At 42.4% G+C, this 18,383-nt stretch carries 16 protein-coding genes, 3 tRNA genes and 1 pseudogene; 12 read left to right on the top strand and 8 right to left on the bottom strand.

Annotation, left to right across the window (positions count from 1 at the left end; all coding sequences use genetic code 11):
* Positions 1-164: 164 nt before the first annotated feature.
* On the bottom strand, positions 165-1,169 hold the full coding sequence (gene ltaE, locus EYW48_RS08495; RefSeq protein ID WP_261918600.1) for a low-specificity L-threonine aldolase: 1,005 nt from the start codon (positions 1,167-1,169) through the stop codon (positions 165-167).
* Between the two features lie 8 nt (positions 1,170-1,177).
* Entirely contained in the window at positions 1,178-1,693 is a 516-nt protein-coding gene (locus tag EYW48_RS08490) for an NUDIX hydrolase (protein WP_261918601.1), read from the bottom strand.
* Positions 1,694-1,978: 285 nt separating this feature from the next.
* On the opposite strand from EYW48_RS08490, the gene EYW48_RS08485 reads away from it, so the two are divergent.
* From EYW48_RS08485 to EYW48_RS08465, 5 genes are all read left to right on the top strand, one after another.
* A complete protein-coding gene (locus EYW48_RS08485; RefSeq protein WP_277432247.1) occupies positions 1,979-3,637 on the top strand; it encodes an ATPase RavA domain-containing protein in 1,659 nt (552 codons plus the stop codon).
* A 9-nt stretch (positions 3,638-3,646) separates the two neighbouring features.
* Entirely contained in the window at positions 3,647-5,092 is a 1,446-nt protein-coding gene (viaA, locus tag EYW48_RS08480; RefSeq protein WP_171981465.1) for an ATPase RavA stimulator ViaA, read from the top strand.
* Positions 5,093-5,268: 176 nt separating this feature from the next.
* Positions 5,269-5,344 (top strand) — tRNA-Gly (locus EYW48_RS08475).
* Between the two features lie 56 nt (positions 5,345-5,400).
* Positions 5,401-5,487 (top strand) — tRNA-Leu (locus EYW48_RS08470).
* Positions 5,488-5,523: 36 nt separating this feature from the next.
* Positions 5,524-5,597 (top strand) — tRNA-Cys (locus tag EYW48_RS08465).
* A gap of 109 nt (positions 5,598-5,706) precedes the next feature.
* Here EYW48_RS08465 and gbpA read toward each other — a convergent pair.
* The gene (gene gbpA, locus EYW48_RS08460; RefSeq protein WP_277432246.1) at positions 5,707-7,179 is read right to left on the bottom strand and encodes an N-acetylglucosamine-binding protein GbpA; all 1,473 of its coding nucleotides are present in this window, start codon (positions 7,177-7,179) and stop codon (positions 5,707-5,709) included.
* Positions 7,180-7,641: 462 nt separating this feature from the next.
* On the opposite strand from gbpA, the gene EYW48_RS08455 reads away from it, so the two are divergent.
* A complete protein-coding gene (locus EYW48_RS08455; RefSeq protein WP_261927071.1) occupies positions 7,642-8,220 on the top strand; it encodes a cytochrome b/b6 domain-containing protein in 579 nt (192 codons plus the stop codon).
* 356 nt (positions 8,221-8,576) lie between these two features.
* On the opposite strand, the gene choV is transcribed toward EYW48_RS08455, so the two are convergent.
* From choV to EYW48_RS08440, 3 genes and pseudogenes are all read right to left on the bottom strand, one after another.
* The gene (gene choV, locus EYW48_RS08450) at positions 8,577-9,764 is read right to left on the bottom strand and encodes a choline ABC transporter ATP-binding protein (protein WP_171980442.1); all 1,188 of its coding nucleotides are present in this window, start codon (positions 9,762-9,764) and stop codon (positions 8,577-8,579) included.
* Between the two features lie 2 nt (positions 9,765-9,766).
* Positions 9,767-9,910 (bottom strand): annotated as a pseudogene (locus EYW48_RS08445) (choline ABC transporter permease subunit); the annotation flags it as partial.
* 70 nt (positions 9,911-9,980) lie between these two features.
* Positions 9,981-10,769 carry a lipase gene (locus EYW48_RS08440; protein ID WP_053310510.1) on the bottom strand — a complete coding sequence of 263 codons (789 nt, stop codon included), beginning with the start codon at positions 10,767-10,769 and terminating at the stop codon, positions 9,981-9,983.
* 327 nt (positions 10,770-11,096) lie between these two features.
* Here EYW48_RS08440 and nirB point away from each other — a divergent pair, with 327 nt between their 5' ends.
* The 5 genes from nirB to EYW48_RS08415 all read left to right on the top strand — a co-directional run bounded on the left by nirB (position 11,097) and on the right by EYW48_RS08415 (position 16,337).
* Positions 11,097-13,682 carry a nitrite reductase large subunit NirB gene (gene nirB, locus EYW48_RS08435; RefSeq protein WP_277432245.1) on the top strand — a complete coding sequence of 862 codons (2,586 nt, stop codon included), beginning with the start codon at positions 11,097-11,099 and terminating at the stop codon, positions 13,680-13,682.
* Between the two features lie 2 nt (positions 13,683-13,684).
* Positions 13,685-14,020 carry a nitrite reductase small subunit NirD gene (gene nirD / locus EYW48_RS08430; RefSeq protein WP_053310512.1) on the top strand — a complete coding sequence of 112 codons (336 nt, stop codon included), beginning with the start codon at positions 13,685-13,687 and terminating at the stop codon, positions 14,018-14,020.
* Between the two features lie 136 nt (positions 14,021-14,156).
* A complete protein-coding gene (locus EYW48_RS08425; RefSeq protein WP_168524519.1) occupies positions 14,157-14,969 on the top strand; it encodes a formate/nitrite transporter family protein in 813 nt (270 codons plus the stop codon).
* Positions 14,970-15,046: 77 nt separating this feature from the next.
* Positions 15,047-15,799, top strand: coding sequence for a uroporphyrinogen-III C-methyltransferase (gene cobA / locus EYW48_RS08420; protein ID WP_277432244.1), 753 nt, complete (start codon positions 15,047-15,049; stop codon positions 15,797-15,799).
* A 64-nt stretch (positions 15,800-15,863) separates the two neighbouring features.
* Positions 15,864-16,337: an NYN domain-containing protein gene (locus EYW48_RS08415; protein WP_053310515.1), complete on the top strand. Its 474-nt coding sequence runs from the start codon at positions 15,864-15,866 to the stop codon at positions 16,335-16,337.
* On the opposite strand, the gene EYW48_RS08410 is transcribed toward EYW48_RS08415, so the two are convergent.
* A complete protein-coding gene (locus EYW48_RS08410) occupies positions 16,326-16,529 on the bottom strand; it encodes a DUF2986 domain-containing protein (RefSeq protein ID WP_053310516.1) in 204 nt (67 codons plus the stop codon). The two genes, EYW48_RS08415 and EYW48_RS08410, sit on opposite strands and share 12 nt — an antisense overlap.
* Before the next feature lie 107 nt (positions 16,530-16,636).
* On the opposite strand from EYW48_RS08410, the gene EYW48_RS08405 reads away from it, so the two are divergent.
* Positions 16,637-17,038, top strand: coding sequence for a nitrous oxide-stimulated promoter family protein (locus EYW48_RS08405; protein WP_176246964.1), 402 nt, complete (start codon positions 16,637-16,639; stop codon positions 17,036-17,038).
* A gap of 8 nt (positions 17,039-17,046) precedes the next feature.
* On the opposite strand, the gene EYW48_RS08400 is transcribed toward EYW48_RS08405, so the two are convergent.
* Positions 17,047-18,378, bottom strand: coding sequence for an MFS transporter (locus tag EYW48_RS08400; RefSeq protein WP_216652896.1), 1,332 nt, complete (start codon positions 18,376-18,378; stop codon positions 17,047-17,049).
* Positions 18,379-18,383: the final 5 nt, after the last annotated feature.

Below are 18,383 nucleotides of genomic sequence, written 5' to 3'. Positions count from 1 at the left end.
CAAGTCGGAAGGGTATAGATGGCGTGTGTTTTAATAATAGACGATCTCTGCTCTGGGAGGGCTAGTTGCTAAGTGTGAGCATATGTGTTTATGAGAGTATGAGCTCCTCGAAAGAAGCTCATGCCTTATTGAATATTTCTACCGCATTAACAACGGTGAGTTGTTCAGAGATAAGCCGCAAGCTTTTCCAGCAGTAAATCGATATCGCAGCGTGATACGTCTTTATGAGTAACAAAACGGATAGGGTTACTTGGTGAGATTGTAATACCATCTTGCGCCAGTTTTCGCGCAATTGCGTCGATATCTATCGATTGATCTAATTTAGCGAATACAATGTTCGTTTGTACAAAATCTGGGTTAACGGAGAAGCCCGTTAGCTTAGCAAGCCCACAAGCTAGGTATTGCGCATTGTCGTGATCCGTTTTGAGTTGTGCGACTTGTTCGGTCAACGCCAGTTTACCCGCTGCAGCTAAAATTCCTGCCTGACGCATACCGCCACCGAGCATTTTTCTCAAGCGTCGAGCTTTAGCGATGTATTGTTTAGACCCTAATAACAACGAGCCGATTGGCGCGGCTAATCCTTTGGATAAACAAACCGTCATCGAGTCAAAGTATTGAGCAATCTCTTTAACATCTACCTCTAAGGCGACCGCAGCATTATAGACGCGCGCGCCATCCAAATGCATGGCAAGGTTGTGTGTATTTACAAACTCTCTAGCCTGCGCTAAATAAGATAACGGAAGTACTTTGCCATTGATGGTGTTTTCTAAGCTGAGTAAACGTGTACGCGCAAAGTGGAGATCATCAGGCTTAATCGCCGCTTTTAGTTTGTTGAAGTCCAATGTGCCATCTGGATTGTTTTCGATAGGCTGGGGTTGGATCGAGCCTAAAACGGCGGCTCCGCCAGCCTCATATTTATAGTTATGCGCTTGTTGCCCACACAAATATTCATCACCACGTTCACAGTGTGACATTAAGCCAAGCAAATTTGCCTGAGTACCTGATGTAGTGAATAAGGCTGCTTCGAAACCGTGGCGCTCTGCTGCCCATTGCTCTAATGCATTAACGGTTGGGTCATCGCCATACACATCATCCCCAACATCTGCTTTTGCCATCGCCTCACGCATTGCTTGAGTGGGTTGAGTTACAGTATCGGATCGAAAATCCATGATATCTCCTATAAATAGCCGCAAAGCTTTGCTTTGCTTAAGCAGGTAATTGTTTTGGAATCAGTTATTTGGTCATTGATTATACGCTGTTCTAATTCCTCAATAGAAAGAAAAACAACCTCAATGACTTCATCATCATCACATCCCAAACGAGCAGTATTTGTTAGTTGTTTTGCCACGAATAGATATTGAATCTCATCGCAGAATCCGGCAAGCGGTGTCGCTTGGCCTAAATTAATCAGTTGGTTGGCTGAGTAACCAGTTTCTTCTTCTAATTCTCTGTGAGCACACTCATGAGGTTGTTCATCTTGTTCGATGGTGCCTGCAGGGAGTTCCAAAAGCCATTTCTTAAGAGATGGACGGTATTGATTGATTAAAATCACTTCACCTTGCTCGGTAATAGGCAGAATAACGGCGGCGCCTGGGTGAACAATGGTGGTGTGTTGAACGGTTTTGCCTGTCGGAAGACAAACGCTTTCTTCGACCAGTGAAATGTTTTTCCATGTATGTATGGTTTTGCTCATGCAACTCTTCTATTTATGTAGCCAACGCCGGGAATTTGATTCGACTTCCCACCTTACTGATTTCTTCTGCCAAGACAAATGAAAAATAGTCTGATGATGAGCATTTTATTGCTGCAATTAGTGATATATCTCTCATATTTGCAAACAATGATTCCATGAAATTTCATGTAAAAGAGATCTGCTATAAGGAGGGTTTAAAATAAAAAATCTCATTTGCAACAAAATGATAACAAATGTATAAAATTATTTATAAAGATACTATTCTGAGCCCTTTGGAGCATTGACGTGATAAACCCTAATCCTGCATCTCATGCACAAAAAGCACTGCTTTCTGAGCGCATTAATAAGCTTGCGAAAGCTTTATCTGATGGTGTTTATGAGCGTGAAGATACCATTAAGCTTTGTTTGCTTGCGGCATTAGCGGGTGAAAGCGTTTTTTTACTTGGTCCACCCGGTATTGCAAAGAGTTTGATCGCTAAACGCTTGATCCAAGCATTCGATAATAGTAGCTATTTTGAATATTTAATGACCCGTTTCTCAACACCAGAGGAAGTTTTTGGTCCTCTGAGTATCCAAGAATTGAAAGACAATGGCCGCTATGTTCGTTTAACGCAAGGCTATCTTCCTACTGCTCAAGTGGTTTTTCTTGATGAAATTTGGAAAGCAGGCCCGGCTATTTTGAATACATTACTGACCGTGGTAAATGAAAAAACATTCAAGAATGGCAGTGATATTGAACGTGTACCAATGCGCCTCTTAGTCTCCGCTTCCAACGAACTACCTGATGAAGAGAGTGGGTTAGACGCACTGTATGATCGAATGTTGGTACGAGTATTTGTTAACCGTATTCAAAATAAGCAGAACTTCAAATCAATGCTGACCGTTGGTACTCCACAAGAAGCACGAATTCCAGACGGGTTAGCCATTACTGATGAAGAATACCATTCATGGCAACAGCAGCTTGATAGCTTACTATTGACTGATGACGTATTTGAGAAACTGTTTGAACTCAAAAACATGTTGGAACAATCGATAGCCAGCCTCCCCTCGGCATCAAGCAGCGATATGTATGTGTCAGATCGGCGCTGGAAAAAAGCGGTGAAGCTACTTAAAGCAAGTGCCTTTTTTAATGGACGAGATTCGATCAATCCATTGGACTTACTTTTGCTGCAAGATTGTCTGTGGAACAGCCCTGAATCTCGCGATATTGTGCGTGATGTGATCCGTGAGTTTGCGCTAAAACATGCTTTTGACCAACAAGACGTTGAACAGCAAATTGAATTGTGCCGCGAAGAACTTGCCGACATTCAACAAGAGCTAGAGTCTCAATTTGCTATGCCTGTTTCGCTTGAAACCTCAACGGGCTTGATTAAAAAGCAAGTATACCAATGTGACACCACAGCGGCGAAAACCTACAAAGTTGGTTCAGCATTTGATTTAGTCAAACTAGTATTGCTGCAAAGTAACATGTCGGTATCGGAATCAGAAAAAGGTGATAGTCGTTGGGTGTATGTACCTAAAAATGAGCTTGAGCGAGTGATCAAAGACGGCCATGGTGATGTTTACGGCTACGTAAACCAAAACACCAATTTGTGTCGTTTGAAGTTTGAGCTGAGTGCCGACAACCACATAGTGATCAAAGACATTGCAAACCGTTCGGTGTTGGTTAGTTTAGTGACAGAACAAGGTTTAAACGATGAACTCTATCAGCAATGGATCTCGAAAGCCGATCAAGCCGTAATGCAATTACAGCATGCAGAGCATCATTTGCGTAAAGTGCGTTCCACGTTCCATGGAGCATTGCCGCATAATTTTATTGATCCTGAATTACCAACTGCGATGGAAGCAACGTTGCAACATCTACAGCAGTTACTCGAATCGACTCAAAGGGAATGTGAGAAAACGGTTCAGCGCTTTAAAAACTTCAATCAGTTTTTTGAATAGGGGGCTGAGATGCTTGGTGCAGATGGCTTAAATTTGGCGTTAATGATTGCTGATTCTGGCATTATTGATACCGCGGTGAATGACTTGCTGGCTCGCTCTCAGGTGATGATGATGGCTGAGAATCGTGGTGTTTCAAGCACGGTTAAAAACCATCTCTCTAAGTGGCGGGGTAGTGTTAAAAAACGTATTACGCGGGTGTGTGAAACGGAACGCTTTCAGCAAGAGCTTGCGTTATACCAAGAAGTTATCCATTGGGATGAAGCGACTTTCTTTAATCAGATCAATGATGTTATCAAGAAATTAGAATGGCACTCAGCATTTTATCTTCAAGCTCGTCGTTTAATGGAAAAAAATAAGGGGTTAACTAACCCCATGTTCCCGCATTTTTTTTGCGACCAATGGTATCAAAGCCTTTCTGATGCGATTAAGCAGGCGCAAGTCAATGAGCTAGAAAGTAACAAAGAAAAGGTATTAGCCGATTTATACCAGCGCATGGAAACCATGAAAAACATGGATAAAGTGACAGAATCTGGCGATGAGTCGAGCGTTGGCCGTTTGTGGGATATGGCTTCAGCCAAACTGAGTAAGACGGATATTTCTGTCATGAAACGCCATGCTGAGTTCTTAATAAAGAATAAAGGCCTACAAGATATTGCGGAGCAATTAGGGCGAATGGCTGGAGAAGTGGATGATCCAGACCTAAACCGAGCCCCGGTTGAAGAGCTACAAATGGTGGAAGAAAAGTCTGATGAAGCAACGGATGACATTGTGGGGATTCATGAAAGCGATGATCTCAACAAACTTCTGCCAAATGAAACTATGTTTTTGGCTTATCCTGAACTTGAAGTTGTCTTTTACAAACACCTAGTCGATAAGCGCTTGATGAATTACCGCATGCAAGGGAAGTCACGTACGCTCAGAAAAGTAAAAGCCCATCGCCCTGAAAATAAACAGCATGATGTTGATAAGGGACCATTTATTGTTTGCGTTGATGCATCGGGCTCAATGAGCGGTTTTCCTGAGCAATGCGCTAAAGCGATGGCTTATGCTTTGATGCAGATTGCATTAGCGGAAGACCGTGAGTGCTATGTGATGCTATTTTCAACCCAGCTGATCACCTATGAATTAACCAAACAAGATGGTTTGCGAGAAGCGAGTGATTTTTTGAGCTATTCATTCCATGGCGGCACAGATCTAGAGCCAGTATTAATTCAGTCGATAGAATTGATGCAAGGGGATAAATATAAAAATGCTGACTTAGTGGTATTGTCAGATTTTATTGCTCCTAAGCAACCCAAAGAATTGCTCGAAAAAGTGGCGCAGTTGAAAGTACAAAAAAATCGCTTTCATGCAGTGAGTCTATCGAAATATGGTAACCCCGAGTTGATGGCAATGTTTGATCATTGCTGGTCATATCACCCGAACTTAGTCGGACGGTTAATGAAAAAATGGTGAGCGTCGGTATTTTAGAGATTGAGGTTGTATCATTCTTGATCAAAAACTGGTTGTCAAATAATCGTAAGTTTGCTTTTTAACCACTTGATTCAAAGAAATAAAATTTATTGTTGACTCATTTTTTCAATCCGTTAAAGTACACCTCGTTCTCACGGGGAAGCCCACAAGAACATGATGCGACACTAGCTCAGTTGGTAGAGCGCAACCTTGCCAAGGTTGAGGTCACGAGTTCGAACCTCGTGTGTCGCTCCAAATTTTACGATGGTGTGTAACGTTTCCGTTTACGGCATCGCAATCCAGAATTGCGTGCCCTGGTGGTGAAATTGGTAGACACAAGGGATTTAAAATCCCTCGACTTTCGAGTCGTGCCGGTTCAAGTCCGGCCCGGGGCACCATCTCTTCTTTGTTCATAAGAACAATATACAAATAATGGCGCGATGGCAGAGTGGCTATGCAGCGGATTGCAAATCCGTGTACCTCGGTTCGACTCCGGGTCGCGCCTCCAAAAAATAAAAAGACGCTTTTTAGCGTCTTTTTTTATGCGTTAATTAAGGTTAACTCAAACTCAAAAGCGCTTTACGAACATAAAGCGCTTTGCTGTTAGTGGTTACTAATTAGTGATCTAATTTATCCCACGCTGATTGCCAGTCAGAGCCCGTACCTGGTTCGAATTGAGTGGCAGTTGGAGACCACTGTGAACAGTATCCACTATAAGGGAAAGCCTTACATTGGTATATTGCGCCATCTTTTGCCAGCACTTTTGTACCTGCTTGATAGTTGGTAAACCCTTCTGGGAAAACAAAATCATAATCACCTGATGGCGGTGTTGTTGTTGGTTCATCGACTAAGAAAAAGTCTTTTATGTCTTGACTGATAAAGTTGCCATCCATATCTGTGATTCTAGTCTTCAACATATGATGCCCTGCTTTAGATTTTGATAATGTCAATGTGGTATTCTTCACCCGACCATCTTTAATCTTTGTACGGAAAGAGGCTAATTTTTCACCGTCATGATTAAATACGTTTAACCTTACTTTAAGATCTCCCTTTGCTTCTAGAGATAAATCTATCTCTGTTGGTTGGTTTCCTATCACATATTCTTCTTTTAGCCCGGTTACCTGAAGGTCATACTCAGGACCTTCAGCGATATCATAGCCAATTTCAACACGCTCAATATTACTATTTTTGCTTCGATAAATAGGGTTTATGCCATAGGTCGGAGAGAAGTCACCAGTGTTTTCATTTAACTGGCCCGCTTTCATATTGCTTTGCGTTCTGTTGATTTTTCTTGCTAATGCATAGGACCAATCATTTGCTTGCGTATGCTGTTCATCAATTTTAAATACCGTTGATAGTGTGGCGTTTTCACCAGAATGGTCAAATACACGAGTGAAAACACGATCGCCGACACTGAGATTTTGCGCGGGAGTAATTTGCCCTGTATTTATCCAGTCAGGATCTGGAGTGCCAGGATTATCACCATTAAATTGAACGTCTATAACGTTGTAGAAAGAAGCGGCAGTATCACCTACATCCCATACTGCTAAAATCACGTGATACCCTTCACGAGTTGGGACATCGCATTGATGTTGAGCACTGGACGGTGGTCGCTGCATATGGCCATCAATGACACAAAATGGATTAAGATCAAAAGAACTACGGCTTAAAGTTTGATTAGGGTTCCAATTAGGCTTGGTAATGTAGTATTTCCAATCTTTGGTTACGTGAGGTGCAGTAAAAGTCCACGCAAATGTTTGAAGACCAGATTGAATTGGACGTTTAACCCAGCGATCACTCGTTTGTTCATCAAGCGCAGTTGCAATGGATCTTCCAGCACTAGCTATATGCCCATCCGCAGGACCTGAGTTAGGAAAACCATCTGGTCCTTCAATACTTTGAGGTTCGTATTGAATAGGTCCACATTCGATGTTTTTCTCATTAGTATCTGGTGCTGGGTTTTTACATAATGCGACACGGCTACTTGCTACACCTGAACCTGACTCTGAAACATAACCATGGCTCATGGCTATTGAACTGATACTGGCTAGCGTTAAAGCAAGTAATGTTTTTTGGGGAAATGTATTCATAAATATTCCAAATGGAGGTTGACAAAAATTATTATGCAACTGGGGTGTTATTTATAATGCTGTTATTCGTGTTGAGCAATTATTCAACATTACAAAACCCAAGATGTGCATATGTTAAGGTTCATAGGATATTTAACACACAGATGCTTCCACTTCGAATGTGGGATAATTTTATTGGAACTAATACTATATTGGTTGTTTTTATCATTTTATTTAATTTGCTAATTATTGATTTTTAAATCTGCTCTTGTGTTGTAATCGAATAGTTATAAGTGCAGTGATCTTGATTTATTTATGATATTTCATGTTTTAATATGAAAATTAAATTAAAATTTATAGAATGTGGCTTATGTTTGGTGTGCTTAATCTCTGGGGTGAAATATTCCTGAAGTTTCATGTGTGATTAATGATACTTAATGTGATAATTATTCTATTAATTCAAAAATTCAAAAATTCTTCATCATGATGCTTCGTATAAAAAATTTAGTTTCAAAATTAGTAAAAGCTAATTCTGGTCAGTATGACGTACTCAGTAAATTACTCCATTGGTGTATGGCTATCATTATCATTTACGCATTAATAGCGGGATATGCCATGCATCTCGTTATGGACAAACCCAAGTTATTTCATATTCTATCGGTTCTTAATATGTCGTGGGCGACGATAGGAGCATTTCTCTTGGTTTTACGTTGGATATGGCGATTTTTTCGTGTCGAACCAGAATTGCCATCTTCAATTCCAAAATTGCAAAGACACATCGCTAAATTAGCGCATAGCGTGATTTATCTTTTAATGCTAATCGTGTTTGTCAGCGGGTTCTTAATGTTGAAAGAGAACTACTCGTTTTTTTGGCTTTTTGAAATACCGAATCCAGTAAAAAATTCTGAGGTTAACGCATTCTTCTTTTCAGTTCATCGAGTGTCATGTGTTTTACTTTTGCTTATGGTAGTAATACACATTATTGCAGTTGTTAAACATCGTTACATTAATAGGAATGGTGTACTAAATAGTATGCTCATAACACGGCAATTATCAGATTAATAATCCATTCTATAATGTGATATATAAGGTTTACGTTATGGGAGTTTTCTGATCGACCATTAATAATGGTGTGATGATGAAATTATCAGTTTTTTTAGTAACCATGTTTTCCTGCTCAGTATTTGCCACGGGAAAAATGTTGAATATGCGAATGTAGGAGTTGATTATCAGTCAATAATTGTGAAATTTAATTCGGACTAGAACCCATCGATGTATCTGATTCATCATTTGCCCCTGGTGTAGCTGTGGACCCTAACTGGGTAAATCAGCAATGGCAATTTCTTCGCCAATAAATAACGCCATCAAAATGATGGCGTTAACATGAAGTTTATTTCAGTGTAGTGAAGAGGTCGCCGTCAAGCTGCCTCTTCAGTTTGATAATTTCCCAGTAGGGCACTATAAATTTCTTGATCGCTTAAAACACCGACGAGCTGATTATTTTCCATCAGAAGAATTGGGTTTTGAGTTCGGTGTTTCAATTCAATCGCACTGCGCATATCAATGTCAGGGGTAGTGACAATAATCGTTGATGAGTCGATGTTCGACATATCGCTAGCCTGAGTATCCCAATGGAGTAGTGTAGTTGATGTGGCTCCATATAATGTCAATTCTGTATCGTTTTGGGCTACCCAAACATCTTGTTTGTTGCAGATCTGCCAACGATCATCTTGTTGTTTTAACTGTTCGATAGGCTGCATTAATGAACGTCCTTTTAATACGTTAATGGGGTTAGTGTGTGCCACGAACTCTTTGACGTAGTCAGTTTTTGGAGTAAGGACTATTTCTTCAGGCTTACCGTGTTGAATCAGCTTACCTGACTCCATAATAGCGATGTTATTACCTATTTTTAGCGCTTCATCTAAATCGTGGCTAACAAATAAGATCGTCTTGTTTAATTTGCTTTGTAGCTCTAATAACTCATCTTGTAGTTGCGCGCGAATGAGTGGATCAAGTGCCGAGAATGGTTCATCCATTAACAGGATGTCACTGTCCATTGCAAAAGCACGCGCTAAACCGACACGTTGCTGCATGCCGCCAGAAAGTTCATGGGGGAATTTATCTTCCCATTCAGCAAGGCCAACCATTGTTAGCTGTTCACGAGCACGTTGGTGGCGTTTTTTCTTACTCATTCCTTGCATTTCTAAGCCAAACGCCACGTTATCTAAAACCGATAACCAAGGCATAAGGGCAAACTTTTGAAACACCATCGAGACACGATTTGTTCTTAAATGCTGAAGCGTTGCTTTATCACAGCTGGCAAGGTCAACAAAGCGTTCGCCATCTTTTAATTCTAATGATCCCCGGCTGATGGTATTCAAGCCATTCACCGCGCGTAGCAAGCTCGATTTCCCTGAACCAGACAGCCCCATCAAGACGCAAATTTCGCCTTCTTTAACAGTAAGGCTGACATTGTCTACTCCTACGACTTGACCGCAGGTATCGATAATCTCTTGGCGAGATTCACCTGCATCAAGGCGTTGCAGCGCTTCATTTGGATTGTGACCAAACACAACATCGAGGTTTTTAATGGTAATTGCGTCCATGATTATGCGTCCTTATTATTTTGATGTGGGGTTTTGCATAAACGATCAAGAATGATGGCGACTAAAACGATGGCTAAACCAGCTTCAAAACCTTGAGAAATATTGACGGTGTTGAGTGCACGAATCACTGGTTTGCCAAGGCCGTCATTATTATTTATTTTTGTTTAGTGTAAAAAACATTTGAAGTCGCTTTTGTTTTTGGTTTGAATGCTGGTTTTATCGTTCATCGAAAAAATCCTTATTGCGGATGTATTTACTCATGAGGTGATAGGAAAATGGGCGGACAAGCCAACTGAATAACGAACGTGCCATTCGTATCCATGTTGGTGTGTTTTCATAAATTTTACCGTTATACAGCCATAGTAATTTCCCTACATGCCAATAGAGCAATGGAATTGGTGGCATAAATGTCACAATGTCGAGATCACAGCAAATGCGGTAAGTTTTGTGACCTAAAGCATAGTGTTTGCGAAAGTTCCAATCCCCGATGGCTGGTTGACCAAAAGTCACAATTCGTTTGATAGATTTTGGGTGTTTTTTTTCTAAATAATCAGCAAATACACAACCAATGGCTCCGCCTGAAGAGTGGCCGGTAATAGTAATGCGCTTGCCATTTTGGATAAGTGGTGTAACAAAGTTTTCTAAACGCTCAATAACAGACAAACCCAACTTATCTTCATTGCGTGTAGGCTGGCTTTCTTGGTGAAGCAGATGATAAAAACCTGCATGAATGCGATAAGGTAAGCCAAGGTGCTGACAGCTTCGGGTCCACATTGCAAAGTTCAAAAGCCAATCACTTACGCTATGCGATCCTTTTATCACTACAATCACTTCTTCGTGATTTTGGCTCCACAGGACTCGTACCATGATTTTGCCAAATTGATTACGAATGATGCGTTGCCCATTAGGATCAAAACCATAACGTGTCTGTTTAAAAGTACGTTGGTACGTAAGGTTACACAGTACGGCGTAACGTTCGTACTGATAGCGTTTGAGTGGTTTCACATTCGACCTCGTTGTTGTCACGCTAACTTAACCAATGAATGTGAAGGCTTAATGAAAGGCTTGGTTAAGTGAAACACAAAAATGCTTGAAGTGAATGTTGGTTACATTTTGGTAATGTTATGAAATGTTTACAATGATACTCAGATATCTAAAAAGCCATTAATCCATACAGTAAATATGGTTAATTACTGTTTTTACTGAAGAATGGCTGATTTTGCCTACCTCTTTAGGGTAGTTTGAATTTGTAATTGATTTACATCATTAATTCATTTTTCTTCATAACTGAGAATCTCGCTCAATAAATGGCTATATAAATTAGGAACCCATATGAGCAAGATGAAGCTAGTCATCATCGGTAATGGCATGGTTGGTCATCGCTATATCGAAGATTTGGTGGAAAAAATGGACGCATCAATGCTTGATGTGACGGTCTTTTGTGAAGAACCTCGTGTCGCTTACGACCGAGTACATCTTTCCTCCTATTTCTCACACCATACCGCTGAAGAGCTTTCTCTTGTTAAACAAGGTTTCTACCAAAAGCATGCCATCAATGTGTTGATTGGCGAACGTGCGATTAACATTAACCGCGATAAACGCGTGGTTTACTCGAGCACTGGGCGCGAAGTGTCTTATGACAAACTCGTTCTTGCTACGGGATCTTTCCCATTTGTCCCGCCAATTAAAGGTAATGAAAGTAAAGATTGCTTTGTATACCGCACGATTGAAGATCTTAAAGCGATAGAAGCGTGTTCGAAGAAAAGTAAAAGCGGTGCTGTGATAGGTGGTGGTTTGCTTGGCCTTGAAGCCGCTGGCGCGTTAAAAGCGCTAGGTGTGCAAACACACGTTGTCGAATTTGCTCCGGTGCTAATGGCAGAGCAACTTGATCTACAAGGTGGTTTGCAACTGCGCAATAAAATTGAGCGTATGGGAGTGCAAGTTCACACCAGTAAAAATACGTTAGAGATTGTGGCGCAAGGTGAAAACGCTCGTAATACCATGAAGTTTGCAGATGGCTCAGATTTAGAAGTCGACGTCATCGTATTTTCAGCAGGGATACGTCCTCAAGACAAATTGGCTCGTCAAATGGGCCTAGACATTGCTCCGCGTGGTGGTGTTGCTATCAACGATCACTGTCAAACTTCTGATCCTGATATTTACGCGATTGGCGAATGTGCTTCTTGGAATCAAACCTTTTTTGGTCTTGTTGCTCCTGGTTACAAAATGGCAACCGTCGCGGTTGACCATCTTGTTGGTAACGACAGCCAATTCGAAGGTGCAGACATGAGCGCCAAACTCAAATTATTGGGAGTGAAAGTTGGCTCAATTGGTGATGCGAATGGCCGAACTCCGGGTTGTAAGAGTTACGTTTATCAAAATGAAGAAGACGAAGTTTATAAACGCATTACTGTCTCGGAGGACGGCAAAAAACTGCTCGGTGCAGTTTTAGTTGGCGATACGTCAGACTACGGTGATTTACTGCAACTCAAACTCAATGAAATTGAGCTACCAAAACACCCCGATACGCTTATTTTACCGGCTCACGCAGGGGCTGAAAAACCAGCATTAGGTGCGGATGCGTTACCTGATTCCGCGGTGATCTGCTCTTGTTTTGATGTTACTAAAGCGAAAATAGCCCAAGCGGTAGCGGATGGTCACCATACTTTGGGTGCCATTAAAGCGGTCACCGGGGCAGGAACGGGTTGCGGTGGTTGTGTGCCATTGGTGACTTCGGTTCTGAATGCCGAGCTTGCTAAATCTGGCGTGGAAGTAAAAAACGACATTTGTGAGCATTTTGCGTATTCACGCCAAGAGTTGTTCCATTTGATTCGTATCGAAGGCATCAAGAGCTTTGATGACATGCTGCACAAGCACGGTAAAGGTTATGGTTGTGAAGTGTGTAAGCCAACGATTGGCTCGATCTTAGCTTCTTGCTGGGGTGATCACGTTCTTGAGCCTTCACTCGTCAGTTTGCAAGATACGAACGACAACTTTCTTGGCAACATGCAAAAAGACGGCACTTATTCGGTGATCCCACGTATGGCTGGTGGTGAAGTCACACCGCAGGCACTTGCGGTGTTGGCGAATGTCGCTCAAGAATATAACCTTTACACCAAGGTTACTGGCGCACAACGCATTGGTTTATTTGGTGCTCAGAAAGACGATTTACCAGAGATTTGGCGCAAGCTGATTGATGCAGGATATGAGACAGGTCAAGCGTATGCGAAAGCACTGCGTATGGCGAAAACGTGTGTGGGTAGCACATGGTGTCGTTTTGGCGTGCAAGACAGTGTTGGTTTAGGTGTTCTGATTGAAAATCGCTACAAAGGTATTCGCACCCCACACAAAATGAAATTTGGTGTTTCAGGTTGTACCCGTGAGTGTGCGGAAGCGCAAGGTAAAGATTTGGGTATCATTGCCACCGATGCTGGCTGGAATATGTATGTATGTGGTAACGGTGGTATGAAGCCTCGTCATGCTGATCTTCTGGCTTCTGATTTAGATGAAGCCACTCTGTTGAAATACATTGACCGCTTCATGATGTTCTACATTCGCACCGCCGATAAATTACAACGCACCTCGGTTTGGTTAGACAACTTAGACGGTGGTGTCGATTATCTGCGCGAAGTGATCGTTGAAGACAAACTTGGCATTAACGACCAATTAGAAGCGGACGTTGCAGCACTTATTGCCAACTACCGCTGCGAGTGGACTGATACCATCAACAGCCCACAACAGTTGAAGCGTTTTTCGCACTTTATTAACTCTGATTTGCGTGATGACAATGTGGTTTTTGTTGCCGCACGTGAACAGCATCGTCCGGCCAGTCATAGCGAAAAATACCCACAAGCGAAAGGCGATATCCTGCATGTTGCTATTGGCAATCAAGCGACATCAACCGTTGGGGAGAAATAAACATGGTGAGCAATAAAGTATTCCAAGCAGTGTGTGACATTACTGATATCACCCCTGGTACTGGTGTGTGTGCATTAGTTAATGGTGAACAAGTCGCTATCTTTCGTCCGGCGCAAACTGAAGAAGTTCTGGCTATCAGCAACATGGATCCATTTGCGCACTCTAATGTGTTGTCACGCGGGCTCATTTGTCAGCATCAAGATCAGTTGTGGGTAGCAAGCCCACTTAAAAAGCAGCGTTTTAATCTAGTGACGGGGCTGTGCATGGAAGATGAACGCTTTAGCGTAAAAACTTACACCGTACGGGTCATGAAAGGCGTTGTTGAAGTTGCAGCGTAATCTTAAGGCCTGCGAGATTTAATAGCGAGAAGGCTTCTTGCTCACCATCCATTTACGGTGATGTTCAAAGAGCAGGAAGCCTTTGTCTATTCAATTTCATTTTTTAATTTTAACTTTTGTGACAATAAGGACCATTATGTCTTACGTAAAACCTGCTGACTTTGTACAAACTATGATTAATGCTGGCGAAAGCAAAGTATTTATGTCAACGCGCGACACTATTATCCGTGGCATCATGGCGGGGGCGATTTTGGCCATCGCTGTTGCGGTTGCAATCACCGCTGCTGTACAAACCGGAGTGCCAATTGTGGGTGCTTTGGTCTTTCCTGTTGGTTTTTGTATCTTAAACTTAATGGGTTTTGATCTTTTAACCGGTGTATTTGCTTTAGCACCTTTGGCTTTATTTGAAAAACGTCCTGGTGTAACCAAAGCTGGCATTTTACGTAACTGGGGATTAGTTGGTCTTGGTAACTTAGTTGGCGCAGTATCGGTTGCTTTTCTTGTGGCTCTCACCTTCACTATGAATTTTAGTATGGAGCCTGGTGCGGTTGGCCAAGCGTTTATTAAAGCTTCTACCTCGCGCACTTTGGGTTTTGCAGAACATGGTCTTAATGGTTGGATTACTGTGTTTGTGAAAGGCATTTTGTGTAACTGGATGGTGTGTTTAGGTGTTGTTGGCGCTATGACATCAACCACAGTGAGCGGTAAAGTGGTTGCAATGTGGTTACCTATTTTTATCTTCTTCGGTTTGGTTTTTGAGCATGCGGTAGTGAACATGTATCTGTTCCCACTTGGTATGATGCTCGGGGCTGAATTTACCATTGGTGATTGGTTGGTGTGGAACCAAATTCCAGCTACGTTAGGTAACTTAGTTGGTGGTTTACTATTTACAGGTTTAAGCCTTTATATTACCCACGGTAAAACGCTTCCTCAGCGCAACGCGGCGTAACGACATACTACGAGAGAGGTTCGTCCTCTCTTGTGCATCGTATTCATTCTTCTTACCGCTAAGTAAAGGTATCATTCATGACAAACATCGTGACCTCTTGTGGTTTTGTTTCTTTAGTTGGCGCTGGTCCGGGCGATCCTGATCTATTGACGGTAAAAGGTCTGCGAGTGATCAGCCAAGCACAAGTCGTGGTATATGATCGATTAGTCTCACAACAGATTTTGGATCTCGCTCCTAAAAATGCAGAGATGATTTATGTCGGGAAGCAGCTTGATTTCCATTGTGTACCGCAAGATCAGATTAACCAAGTTTTGGTTGATAAAGCCCGAGAAGGTAAAAAGGTCGTCCGTCTAAAAGGCGGTGATTCGTTTATTTTTGGTCGAGGTGGTGAAGAACTCGAAACGCTAGCGGAAAATGATATTGCTTATGAGGTGGTGCCTGGAATCACCGCTGCTATGGGGTGTACTTCTTACGCTGGGATTCCACTGACGCATCGTGGCCATGCTCAAAGTGTTCAGTTCATTACGGGTCATTTGCAAAAAGATGGCCAAGAGATCAACTGGCAATGTTTAGCGCAAGATAATCAAACCTTGGTTTTTTATATGGGGTTAAAACAGTGCCCTAATATCACACGTAACTTATTGGATGCGGGCCTTAGTGCAGAGATCCCCTGCGCCATTATAGAACGAGGTACAACGCCCCAGCAGCGAGTGTTCCGCGGGTCTCTCAGCCAGTTACCAGAATTAGCACAACAAGCAGAAAGCCCGGCATTAATTGTGGTCGGGAGTGTGACCAGTTTGCACGACAAATTGAAGTGGTTTGGCGTATAATACACTCAATTTGCAAAACAGCGGCGATAGGCCGCTGTTTTCGTTTCTGAATGAGAGAAAACAGATGGAAAAAGTCGCTATTTTGGTCGACGTACAAAACGTCTACTACACCTGCAAAGAAAAGTACCGCCAGAACTTTGATTACAACCAGTTTTGGTACGTAGCTACTCATGGTCGTGAAGTGATCAAAGCTAACGCCTATGCGATTGCTAGCCAAGATCCAAAGCAACGTCAGTTTCACCATATTTTGCGTGGGATTGGTTTTGATGTGCAACTCAAACCATTTATCCAGCGTCGTGATGGTAGTGCAAAAGGGGATTGGGATGTTGGCATTACACTTGATGCGGTTGAATTAGCAGAGCAAGCTGACGTGATTGTCTTGGTGTCGGGTGATGGAGATTTTGAGCTATTGGTTGAACGCATTAAACAGCGTTTTAACAAACGAGTGGAAGTATATGGTGTGCCAAGGCTGACGGCTCAAAGTTTGATTGATGTCGCCAGCCGATTTGTTCCAATAGAGCAAGACTTACTGTTGTGATTCGCTTTTTGCAGTGACGGCATTAGTGTGCTGTTCGGTGTGCGTTGCTTCTGATGCTGTAGCTTGCTCTGCTTCTAATTTTGCTCGTTCAGCTTTAGAAATGTAACGTGGTTTGTTGCTAGGGTGCAGCTTAGCATTTTTCTTTTTTAGGTGTTTCTTCAGCGCTTGGTTGATTTTCTTTTTACGGTTCATAGTGTGTGCTCTTTAACGGTGAATCATTGGTTCACAAGGAACAAGGTGGCGCAGGATACTTGTTTTTTGGTGTGAACTCAATGGAGGGATAGGGAATGAAAAAGCCGATAAGTGATCTTTTAACGGGCCAGCTACTTACAGAGTTTCGCACGGTGAAATCAATGTTAGAGATATACTGCCAGCGTCATCACGATGTGCAGCAAGGTTTGTGTGATGCTTGCAAAGCGCTGCTTGATTACGCTGAAATTCGATTGGATCGCTGTCCATACGGTCAACACAAACCCACTTGTAACCAATGCCCAATTCATTGCTATAAACCTGAGCCAAAAGAACAGATGAGATTGGTGATGCGCTACTCAGGACCAAGAATGCTATTACCACACCCTATATTAGCTATTCGGCATCTGTTACATGAAAAAAAGGCCATCCCTGCAAAACCAAAAGCGCACCTTTCAAATCGTCATCAACGATTGAAAAATGCGCCGTCCAGTAAGCCATCAGTTGGATAAGAGTAGGATTATTCTCCTGCAACCCATTGACGTTTGGTCTTCATACTTGCCATTAACATATAAAGACAGGTTGTCAGTAAAGCAACCAGTAGATAGCCCATCAGACCTTGTGAACGTTGCATAAACCAATCAGCAATCAGTGGCCCAGAAACAGACCCAATACTGTAGCTAAAAAGCATGACTTGTGTGGCTGATACAATGTAATTTTCATCCAGTTTGTCGCAGCCTAAATTAATGGCGATAGGGTAAAGAGCAAAAGTCGCCATTCCCAACACAAACAGACTGGCTGCCAACATCATGATGCCCGATTGCAATAGAGTCATGGCAATTGCTGCCGATCCAAGCAAGCAAAACATTGCCATCAGGAGTGTGCGGCCCATAAATTTAGATAGCCAAGGAACCATAGGTTGAACGGCCATGCCACCTAATACCACCAAAGCCATGAGGCTGCCTAAGTCGGTATGATTGATGCCACGTAATTCAAGTTCGATTGGCATTAAGCCATATATTGCACCAAGCGTTAAGCCAGAAACAGCACAGCCAAGCAAGGCGGCATGGTTAAGTTTGAAAACCTGTTTTAGTGACAAACTTGATGAGTGTTGAGTCGAAGGTTGATCAGAATCACCGTAGATTAATACTGTGCTCGCAATAAGCAATAAAGTAATGATGGCAATGAACGGTACGCCGCCGGATACTCCAAGGTAGCCAATGCCTAGTTGACCAAGTGCTGTGCCACCATAAAGTGCCGCCATATAAATACCTAAGCGTTTAGCTCGGCCTTTTTCATCACCGTGCATTAGCCAAGATTCAACCACAACAAAAACGCCAGCAACTGCAGCGCCAGCAATAAAGCGTGCTACTAACCACACTTCTGCGATGTGCATAGCAGGTAAAGCGATGATGGTGAGCATCAGGGCAACAAGACACCAAACAAATGCGATGCGATGTCCAACGCGGTTAACGAAAGGTTCCACCACTAATGCGCCAAGCAGTAGTCCCGCATAAAAGGCGCTAGCCAACCAACTGGCAAGCGAGCTTTCTAGCCCGTAATGAGGCAACATCAACGGGATCATACTCATTAGATAACCTGATGCTATCGCATAGAGCGACAGCGCAATAACAGGTACAGAGATGCGTGGAGAAGACACGTTAGCAGTGATGTTGTCCAATGACTTTGCCTCAAAATCAAAAAATAAAAGGAGGTGATTTCGGGCGAATATGGAGTTGATAGTGAAAAAGGTAAAACGAAAAATTGTGTTCTTAACGATTAATTTTATTAATCGTTGTCGTAAGGGAAGAAAACGAGCATAAAGTTGGCATAAATAATCAAATAATGCCAACTTTA

This window comes from Vibrio sp. 1180_3 (genome assembly GCF_029478545.1).
GTDB lineage: Bacteria > Pseudomonadota > Gammaproteobacteria > Enterobacterales > Vibrionaceae > Vibrio > Vibrio aestuarianus.
Note: the sequence above shows the minus strand (reverse complement) of the source record. Positions and strands in the feature narration are given on the sequence as shown.